The sequence below is a fragment of the Pseudomonas sp. HMWF021 genome (genome assembly GCF_003061005.1).
In the GTDB taxonomy this organism is placed as follows: Bacteria; Pseudomonadota; Gammaproteobacteria; order Pseudomonadales; family Pseudomonadaceae; genus Aquipseudomonas.
Map to the genome: position 1 here is coordinate 20,546 of NZ_QAIK01000044.1, position 8,556 is coordinate 29,101.

12 protein-coding genes are annotated in these 8,556 nt (G+C 59.0%); all 12 read right to left on the minus strand.

Features of this window, described 5'->3' with window-relative positions:
* The coding region (locus tag DBR18_RS28830) for a phage baseplate assembly protein (RefSeq protein ID WP_371921072.1) at nucleotides 1-518 on the minus strand (518 nt) is incomplete at its 3' end.
* A gap of 3 nt (nucleotides 519-521) precedes the next feature.
* Nucleotides 522-1,778 carry a DNA circularization protein gene (locus tag DBR18_RS05780; RefSeq protein ID WP_108589603.1) on the minus strand — a complete coding sequence of 419 codons (1,257 nt, stop codon included), beginning with the start codon at nucleotides 1,776-1,778 and terminating at the stop codon, nucleotides 522-524.
* Nucleotides 1,779-1,781: 3 nt separating this feature from the next.
* Nucleotides 1,782-3,836, minus strand: coding sequence for a phage tail tape measure protein (locus DBR18_RS05785; RefSeq protein WP_108589604.1), 2,055 nt, complete (start codon nucleotides 3,834-3,836; stop codon nucleotides 1,782-1,784).
* 130 nt (nucleotides 3,837-3,966) lie between these two features.
* Nucleotides 3,967-4,263, minus strand: a complete 297-nt coding sequence (locus DBR18_RS05790) for a phage tail assembly protein (protein ID WP_108589605.1) — start codon at nucleotides 4,261-4,263, stop codon at nucleotides 3,967-3,969.
* On the minus strand, nucleotides 4,260-4,607 hold the full coding sequence (locus tag DBR18_RS05795; RefSeq protein ID WP_108589606.1) for a phage tail tube protein: 348 nt from the start codon (nucleotides 4,605-4,607) through the stop codon (nucleotides 4,260-4,262). The genes DBR18_RS05790 and DBR18_RS05795 overlap by 4 nt, the downstream gene beginning before the upstream one ends.
* A 60-nt stretch (nucleotides 4,608-4,667) precedes the next feature.
* Complete coding sequence (locus tag DBR18_RS05800; RefSeq protein ID WP_108589607.1) at nucleotides 4,668-6,164, minus strand: phage tail sheath subtilisin-like domain-containing protein; 1,497 nt, start codon at nucleotides 6,162-6,164, stop codon at nucleotides 4,668-4,670.
* Entirely contained in the window at nucleotides 6,164-6,367 is a 204-nt protein-coding gene (locus tag DBR18_RS05805; RefSeq protein WP_108589608.1) for a DUF2635 domain-containing protein, read from the minus strand. The genes DBR18_RS05800 and DBR18_RS05805 overlap by 1 nt, the downstream gene beginning before the upstream one ends.
* Nucleotides 6,364-6,954, minus strand: coding sequence for a hypothetical protein (locus tag DBR18_RS05810; RefSeq protein ID WP_108589609.1), 591 nt, complete (start codon nucleotides 6,952-6,954; stop codon nucleotides 6,364-6,366). Before DBR18_RS05810 ends, DBR18_RS05805 begins: the two co-directional genes overlap by 4 nt.
* A 20-nt stretch (nucleotides 6,955-6,974) precedes the next feature.
* The gene (locus DBR18_RS05815; RefSeq protein ID WP_108589610.1) at nucleotides 6,975-7,496 is read right to left on the minus strand and encodes a hypothetical protein; all 522 of its coding nucleotides are present in this window, start codon (nucleotides 7,494-7,496) and stop codon (nucleotides 6,975-6,977) included.
* Entirely contained in the window at nucleotides 7,489-7,851 is a 363-nt protein-coding gene (locus tag DBR18_RS05820; protein ID WP_108589611.1) for a head-tail adaptor protein, read from the minus strand. Before DBR18_RS05820 ends, DBR18_RS05815 begins: the two co-directional genes overlap by 8 nt.
* A complete protein-coding gene (locus DBR18_RS05825) occupies nucleotides 7,852-8,202 on the minus strand; it encodes a head-tail connector protein (RefSeq protein ID WP_108589612.1) in 351 nt (116 codons plus the stop codon).
* Between the two features lie 2 nt (nucleotides 8,203-8,204).
* Nucleotides 8,205-8,480, minus strand: coding sequence for a hypothetical protein (locus DBR18_RS28490; RefSeq protein WP_256588565.1), 276 nt, complete (start codon nucleotides 8,478-8,480; stop codon nucleotides 8,205-8,207).
* Nucleotides 8,481-8,556 lie beyond the last annotated feature (76 nt).

Here is an 8,556-nt window from a genome sequence, read left to right on the forward strand (position 1 = left end):
GCCATACCCTTGGCGTCGTCAGTGGAGAACACTCGGAAAAGCGTCAGCAGTCGGTCGATGGATTCGAACGCCGTTTCGCCCGGCTCTATCGTGTGATCCGACAGCTTGGCCCCCTCGGGGATCTCACTGCGCACCCTGATGCCATAGGGCGAAGCCAGCGCCTTGACGATCGCCAGCACGCTCTGGTTGTTCCACTGCCCGGGCTTGTTGACCGCCGCGCAATCCACTAGGTCAGCGGTGAGCGAGCGCCCACTGATGCTGGTGGTTATTTGCTGGTGGTCATAGCTGATCGGCGTGGCGAACACCCAACCGGTGAGCACCAGATCATCACCAATGCGCACCTGACACTTCGCGCCCTGCTTGAGCGGCAACGGCTCGACTTGGCCGGGCCACTTCCAAGTGATACTGAGATTGAACGAGCGCGCTTGATCTTCCAGCCCGGCGATGATTTCTACGGATTTCCAGCCGGAGTAATCCAGGCCGTCAACCGTAAGGCTGACAGCATTTATATCTTCCATCGGTTACCTCTGGGCGATTTTGATGGGACGCGCAGGCACGAACCCCGGATGCCGCAAGCGATTGCGCTGGACCACTTCGTTTTCGCGGGTGGCATCACCGAAGCGGCGGTAGGCAAGGACCAATGCCGACAGGGTTTCGGGCGGAGTGATCTCCACCAGGCGCACGCCAGATTCTGCGACAGCAGTCAGATGTTTGACGATAGCCTGGCGCAATGTGTTGAGCACCATGTAGTGCCCGGGATCGGCCTTCAGCGACGCCTGAAAAATCGCTTCATTGAGGTTGTCGCGAAGCTCAATCACATCGTCAGCTACGGGAACCTCTGGCCTCACGAAGGGCTGTACGGCCTGCTGGTCCACCGATGGCGCGGCGGATGTGGATACCGGCTGTGACGCGACAGGCATTTCACTGATGATCAGGGCCACCTGTACCAACAGAGCGTCCTGCACCAGATCGGCGGTGGCTTGAGAGGCCGCCACCGCATCCACGCCACCGGCCTGGCTAACGGTGTTGATGCTGGCTACCGCTTCGGCTTGCTGCGTCGCGGTGGCCACCGCATTGCGGTAGCTTGAACCCGAGTCATCGCCAAGGTAGTCATCCACCGAGAACTCGCTGAAGTAGCTGGAGAACAGCGACGACAGGGAGTCCGGCGCATTCATCAGGGACCGGACGAACTCGGTTAGGTTGGTGAAGGCACCGACTATGGTTGAAAACTGCTGCTGGATCACCGCGTACACACCCGACAGGCTGTTGCGCAAGCGAGCCAGGCCGAGCCGCGCCTGATCTACCGTCGCCATCGCGGACTTGTACCGGGCCAACGCCGAGGCCAGCAGACTGTCCGAAGCCTTGGCCACCTGCTGCTGACTGTTGACCTTGGCCGCTGGAAATTTTAGCGGGGTGTCGGGGTAGAACGTCACTTCAAACGCAGCCATCCCGCCGGACTTGAAGTCGTGGGTCAACTCACCCTCGCCCGCCTTGACCTGCATTCGGCCCAACCAGGGGTGCAACAGCTCGCCAGCGCCTGGCGTCTGGATCGCCTCCATGAACTTGTCGCGGCGTTCAAAACAATCATCGCCAATAATCCAGCACACCAGTCGATGTACCTGGGACTGCTTGCCCAACTGCTCGAAGTACGGCTCATCGCGCTGAGGGAATTCGTGAAGCTGCCCCTTCATGCCAATCGGTACCGACGACTGCGGAACCAAAAAGCTGATCCCCCGAAACGACGCCGGCAACATCCGATCACGCCATGTCTGATCCATTTGCTACTCCCTCATGACGCCAACGGTTCGCGTGCCCACCTTCGGTTTTATTTTCAAACCGGGCTGGTTGGTTTTTGGCTGATCGACGGTGGTGCCAGGTGGTGCACCATTCAGGTTGATGGTCAGCTCTCCATTGACCTTCTGAGAGTTCGCCGCCGCCGTTTGTTGGAGTAGGCTGCCAGACGCTGGCAATTGCCCGGGTGCGCGAAGCAGTTGGTCGTTGTCGATCCCAAACGCCTGGTTGTTGAGTGATTGGCGTCCTTTGGCAACCTGAGTGGCGTCCGCTTGCAACAGCGCCCCGGTGCCACCGCCGACACCCGCATTGCGCGTTGTCTGCTCTTCGGCGAACTTGTTGGCGACGTTGGTCGCCTTCTTGATGAGCCCTTCACCATCGGCATCCATTCCGAGCATTTTCATCATTGGCTCAAGAATGGGCCGAACCCTGTCCCAAAGCTTTTTGAAAAACCCGACAATGGGTTCCCAGTTGTTGATGATCATGCCCAACGGCGTCCAGTCAAACAGGTCACCAAGGAACTTCACCACCGGCGTGGACACGGCATACAGCACGTCCCAGATGGCCGAGAACAGTCCAGTCAGCGGCTCCCAGTTCTTAACGACCCAAGCCATCGGCGAGAACTGCCACGCCAACTTGATCCACTCCCAGAACACCATGGCGGGACGGCGCACCCGCTCCCACATCCTTTCGAAGAACGGAGCCACGGTTTTCCAGTTGGCGATCAGCAGACCTGCGGCGAGCGCGATAACCCGAACAATCAGCCCGATCGGACTCATTGCAGTCACGGCGCTGAAGACCTTCATTGCGATCATTGCGCCGGTCACCGCGAGGCGCAGCACACCAAACGCAACACCAGCGCCCAGCACAGCCTTTATCAGCCCCGGGTGCTCTGCTGCCAGTGCCGATACTTTCGAAACCAGCGGACCGATATCGGACATCAAGTCGTTGAACGGCGGTAAAAGCGCGTTACCAACCTCGATACCCAATCGCGTAGCGCGGTTCTGCAAAAGCTGCATTGCATTCGCGGTGGTGGCCGAACGCGCGGCATATTCCTTTTCCATCGAACCCGCAAAGCCTGATCCGACCGCGACATCCTTGAAGCTCTTTTTCAGCAAATCAAGGTTTGTCAGAAGTGGAGCGATTGCTGAAACAGACTCGGTACCGAACAACTCGGTGAGCAGGCCCGCTTGCTTCGCCGGGTCAACCTTGGCGATTCGCGCAAGCACATCCTCGATGGTGTCCTGAGCATCTTTTTGCATGGACTGCGCCAGCGTCTTCACATCCAGCCGCAACGACTTGAACGCCTTGGCCTGTTGCTTCGTGGCTGAGCCGCCCTTCGTCAGCGCGAGCATGAAGTTCTTCATGCCTGTTGCCGCAACCTCGCTCGGAACCCCGACGCCGGCCAGTGTGGCGCCCATCGCGGCAATCTGTCCGGATGCCAAGCCGGCGATCGCACCCAGCGGACCGATACGGGTCACGATGTCGGCAATCTGCGCGGCCGACGAAGGCCCGGTGTTGCTCAGGTAATTGATCTTGTCAGCCAGCGCAACCACTTCAGGCTGAGTGAGTTTGAACGACGTCCGCCACTTGGCCATCATGTCGCCGGACTGGTCGGCCGTTTGATCGAAGGCAACGCCCATCTTTACCGCGTCTTCCGCGAACTGTTTCAACTCGCCGCGAGCAAAGCCTGCCTGTCCGCCAGCGGCGACAATGGAGGCAATGCCGCTTGCCGCCATCGGCATTTTCTCGGACAGGTCCAGGACATCCTTGCCCATCTGTTTGAATTGCTCGGGGGTGTCGAAGTCGACAACCTTCTTCACATCAGCCATGGAGGTTTCAAACTCCATGGCCGCCTTTGCGCCGGCAACGAACGGGGCCGCGAACGCCCCACCTTGCAAGACATCCTTGAAACCGATGTTGCCAAGGCCCGAGCTATTCAACTGCTTGCGGAATCCCGCAACGTTTCTTGCGGCGCCCTTCAGCGTCGGCGACAGCTTGTCAACGCCGGTGATCAACGCCTTGAGCTGGAACTTGTCCGCCATCACTGCACCTGCTGGGTTGTGTTGATGCGCTGAGCGTGCTTCAAGGATTCAAGGAGCACGTCCAGCGGACGAGCCATTACAAGTTCCGGATCGGTTTTCCAGAACCATGCAAGGTCATAGGCGACCTCGATCAGCTGCTCGATGGTCCCGATGCCGGACTCATGAAAAAACTGGCCACCGCCCAGCTCAACGCGTTGAGGTCGGACAGATCCAGCTGGTTGACGGACGACGGCGGGATAGCGGCGCACACGGCGATGTACTTGGCCGCAACGTCCATATCCAGGCTGACGTCTTCGTTCTTGTCGATCTTGTACGGCAGCGCTTTGATGGCCCGCACTTCCTGCACTGTCGGACGGCGCAGCGTCAGCTCGGTGACTGGCTCGCCGTGAGCCTCGATCGCTACCTGCAACTTCACTGCATCACTCATTGCCAACTCCCGTTCACACCGTCAAATTGCAGTTCGACCGTACCGTCTTCGCCCTTGGCAGCAGGCTCATCGACGAGATAGCCGCCGGAGAGCACATACACCTTCCCGTTCGCAAACTCGCAAGTGACGGTCTGGTCGTAACCTTTGGTCAACTTTTTAATCGGAAAGCCTTGCGGCATGAGTGCAGTCATTTTGATATACGGCGCCAGTTTTTCTTCCTTGAAAAAACCCGGCCAGACCGTTTCTCGTTTCACATCCATCAGCGGTGCTTCCGCGCCACCCGTGATGGTCAGTTGCTCACCGTCTACTTTCACGTACACAGTGCCGGCTACTTTTTGACCCATGGTCTTTGTCTCCAGAATGAAAAAGCCCGCACAGGGCGGGCTGGGTGTTCAGGGTGAACGTTACGCCGCGTCGTCGTACTGGAGGCGGAACTGGTTGAGCAGCGCGAAGATGCGCAGACCGTTGATGTAGTCCGGCGGGAACAGCACGTTGACACGGCTCGGATCGTTACTGTCGCGCTCGACAACCAGGTGCTCGGCGAACAGCTCGGCGTTTTCGACATGGCCTTCCATTTCGAGCTTGGCGTACTGCGCAATCAGCTCGCCGCGAATCACCGCGGGGGTGACGATCGGCTGGCCTGCACCAAACTGCGTGCCGTCGGACGCCAGTTTGTGGCGACCGTACTTGCTGGTAATCACGCTCTGCATGCGGCGGACGATGAACGCCGACTGATGCATGGTCTCGCTGTCCAGGTACGAGTTGTCGGCCTGGCCATAGGCGTTCTTCTGGTAGGTGGTGATCGAGCGTTGAATACGCACGTAACCGCCTTCGTAGTACGCGGTTGCGATACCGTAGTTAAGCAGCGACTGACGCTCTGTCAGGGTGAATCGCTCACTCGCCGGCGCCGGATCAAGTCCTGGCAGACTGCCGCTCTGCGTGGGCCGGCTGGCATCGGCAGAGATAAACACTGCCGTGCGAGCACCCAGCGCAGCCGCCTGCACCCACACCGGTTGTGGCACACCTGGCTCCACGCCTTGAATGGTCATGTGCTGGTCGTTGCGCGCCTGGCCGGCCGCGACCAGCGTGCCGATGGTGCCGCGTTTGGCGGTGTAGACGTGCCCGAACAACTGCTTGGCCCAGCTCCAACGGCCGGTGCTATCGTCCATCGCATCTTTCCAGGCATTCAGCGTGGTTGTATCCGACCATGGCTGACACAGGAACTCGAAGGGTTCATCGCCGAGAGCGGCGATCGCGTCCACGGCGTCAGGGGCGCCTACTCCGGCGGACATCGCCGTGGCAACCACCGTCAGGCCAGTAGGCGTCGATTCACCGTTGGACTTGCCCAGCCGGTTCACCGCAATGTTGATGTCGTTGCCGCTTTCGCCTGTCCACTTGCAGGTCAGCGTAACTACGCCGGCAGCGGCTGCAGCGGTGACTGGAAGATCGGGTGTTGCGTTGATCTTCACTGCCAACGCGGAGGCAACGGAAGCTGCCGTCGCCGCCGCCGCGACCGTTGACTGGACACGAACACCGCCGACGTACAGGTTCAGCAAACCTGCCTCGGTAGCAGTACCCGTGATGGTCACGGTCGCTCGCGACGATCCGCCGGTTTCGTTTTGCAGGGGCAGACACCAGATTTCACCGATCGGGTCGGCCTTGCGCCAGGTTTCGTACATCGCCGCGAGCATCGAACCCTGGCCACCAATGCTCTTGGCGATCGCGACGCTCGAGACCAACACCAGCTTGCCGATGCTTTCGCTGTCCGCGTCATCGTTGACCTGCCCAACGATCAACCGACGCATGGCCGATGAAGCCGAGTTTGCGGCCGAGTTATCCATCTCCGCGTAGAACAGCGGCACGCGGATGTCGGCAGGAATGTTGCTGAATCCGATGGCCATTATTTGCCTTCCTCGCGTTTCGCCGCTGGGGCTTTGGTGGTTGGGAGCTTGTCGCCTTTGACGGCGATGTCACCGTCGGCCAGCCGCCGGCGCCACCAGGCGCCGTCGGTAACTTCCCGGCCTTCAACGGGCAACAGGTCGCCAGTCTCCGGATCGGGCACAGAGCGGCCAACGGCCGGCACCACAGTGATGCGCTTGGTCATGGTGTTACGTCTCCAGTGAATGCAATTTCAATGCGCCCGTCCGGGCCGGGTCGTTTCAGATTGGGATCTGCAGGATCGATGCAGTCCATGTTGATGGTCGCGCCGGTGAACCCTGGCAAGCCGTCGAGATCCCACTCTTGCCACGTTTCAGCCGGTTGATCCGAGCGGTTGCGGCCAAGCTGGAACTCTGAAAAGAAGGTGAACTGATAAACGACACGGGCTCGGCTGATGTGCAGTAGCGCGCCCTTCCCATATTCAATTTGGGTGTACTCCGGACCTGGCTTCCAGCCAACAAGAGCCCGCCAGAGTTCAGCACGGATGTCGTGCAACAGATCATTGTCGGACTGGCCGCGCTCATCTGATGTTTTCAGCACGACCACCACGTTGAACTGGTCGGTGATGTCCTGAACGACGACGTTTTGCGCTTTGCTGCGGGCAGCTGCATCGGCCGTGGCGATTACATAAGCGGCCGGCAATTCAAGCTGGGCGCTGTCGACGACAGCGTCCCAGTCGATCCCGCCCGCCACGCGACCGGCAAAGGCGGGACACGTCAGCCGCAGATGGGCAACGATAGGATTCAATTTCATGAGGGTGTCCGTGGTAGCTATCAGCCCAGTGCTTTCGCAAACGCCGAAGAGAGAATCGATTGAACTTGCGAAGCCGAGTCCTGCAAGGCGTCGGCCATGTAGTTGTCGCGTGGCTTAATACGCCACTCACCTGCAGCACGTTCCGCGAGAGCGGCAGCGCGATCGCCCCGCGCACGGCGGTTGGATTTTCCCTTGCCCATACCCGGCGCTAACTTGCCCAGCCTCCGGCCCTTCTTGACGCCGTAATGCAGGTAGACCGGGTAAAAATCTTCCATAGCCGACGTCTTCGTCGGGGAAATACGGACTAAGAACCCAGATCGGGAAACCTTGTAACTGACCGACTCCACCGTCGCCCCGGTACGATTCACCGGGTAACCCGCTTGGCCTTTGCCCAGCACCAAATTCATCTGCGCCCGCTGAGTGACCAACAGTCCAACCTTGCGCATCCCGGCGCGGATCTGCTTTTTGTCGAAGGCATCCCGTTCGAAGTTATTGAAACCCTCGACGTGCAAGTAGCCATCAATCGATGCGGTGTTAGACATAGATCCCCCCGCCGGATTTGAGCAACCCAAGCTCTTCGACTTCCAACACAACGAATCTGCGCCGGCCGTTCAAGTCGAATCCACGCTTCACCCGATACAGAGTTTCCTGATGAACCACCTCGTAGGCCGTCGTGATACCGGTACGAAAGCGCAGGAATATCCGGTGTGTGATTTTGTTTTCTGTTTGCGCGCTGCCGGTGTAGACGACGGAACCGACAAACTCAATCTTTGCCCATCGAGGATTGGCATGAGAGAACAATGATTCGAGTCCCATGTCAGCCGAGGGCGCATCATCTCGGCGCCGAAGCGTTACATGCTTGTCGAGCTCTCCGGCGCCAGGTTCTCGGTAAGCCATTTAGACCCCCATTTTTACCCGATACGGGTGCAGCAGAGTTCTTGAGCCCATAGGTAATTCAACAACGGATGCCACGTTGACGCCCGTCACCGAATCCTCACGATTTGCATACAGGTGCCCTAGGATCAAAAGGCACGCTGCAGTTATCGATGGCCTGATGACGATGGGATCATCACCTGCAGTTCCGTCTAGTACAGCGGCAGCGAGATCAGTGTCCGCGGCATAGAACTGACGCTGAAGATACGCAGCAGCGCTGTCCTCAGCAGCAGCCAACAGAACTTCTACATGGGGTCGATCCTCTGCTTCTGCTCGCAGATGTCGCATCGCCATGTCGATATCGATAGCGCCCATGATCAACTAACCTTTTTTTTCGAGCGTGCAGCCTTGCCCGCAGGTGCTTGGGCAGTTTGGCTATCGGACATCAGGCTCAACTGATCACTGGTCAATGCCAGAGAATGGCTGCCTAGTTCTTCTTCGATCGTGACTACAGGCTCGGCATCGGTTTCGTCAGTCCGTGCATAGCCCTTTGCAATCAGCTCTTGACCGTGCTGTTCGTGGGTTTCGAACGAGTTGCCCTCGACGACGATTTTTCCGCCGAGTAATAGGGGTTTCAGGGTGATCAGTTTCATTTTGAACTCCAACGTGCCGCCCGCAGGCGGCACGATTTAGGCTCAACCGCCGGCAGGTGCTGGGGCAGTGAACGGA

Excerpts from the sequence above, each read along its gene's own strand:
- DBR18_RS05800 (WP_108589607.1), bottom strand. The coding sequence starts at position 6,164 with ATGGCCATCGGATTCAGCAACATTCCTGCCGACATCCGCGTGCCGCTG.
- DBR18_RS05820 (WP_108589611.1), bottom strand. The coding sequence starts at position 7,851 with ATGGCTTACCGAGAACCTGGCGCCGGAGAGCTCGACAAGCATGTAACG.
- DBR18_RS05815 (WP_108589610.1), bottom strand. The coding sequence starts at position 7,496 with ATGTCTAACACCGCATCGATTGATGGCTACTTGCACGTCGAGGGTTTC.
- DBR18_RS05780 (WP_108589603.1), bottom strand. The coding sequence starts at position 1,778 with ATGGATCAGACATGGCGTGATCGGATGTTGCCGGCGTCGTTTCGGGGG.
- DBR18_RS28490 (WP_256588565.1), bottom strand. The coding sequence starts at position 8,480 with ATGAAACTGATCACCCTGAAACCCCTATTACTCGGCGGAAAAATCGTC.
- DBR18_RS05810 (WP_108589609.1), bottom strand. The coding sequence starts at position 6,954 with ATGAAATTGAATCCTATCGTTGCCCATCTGCGGCTGACGTGTCCCGCC.
- DBR18_RS05790 (WP_108589605.1), bottom strand. The coding sequence starts at position 4,263 with ATGAGTGATGCAGTGAAGTTGCAGGTAGCGATCGAGGCTCACGGCGAG.
- DBR18_RS05825 (WP_108589612.1), bottom strand. The coding sequence starts at position 8,202 with ATGGGCGCTATCGATATCGACATGGCGATGCGACATCTGCGAGCAGAA.
- DBR18_RS05795 (WP_108589606.1), bottom strand. The coding sequence starts at position 4,607 with ATGGGTCAAAAAGTAGCCGGCACTGTGTACGTGAAAGTAGACGGTGAG.
- DBR18_RS05785 (WP_108589604.1), bottom strand. The coding sequence starts at position 3,836 with ATGGCGGACAAGTTCCAGCTCAAGGCGTTGATCACCGGCGTTGACAAG.
- DBR18_RS05805 (WP_108589608.1), bottom strand. The coding sequence starts at position 6,367 with ATGACCAAGCGCATCACTGTGGTGCCGGCCGTTGGCCGCTCTGTGCCC.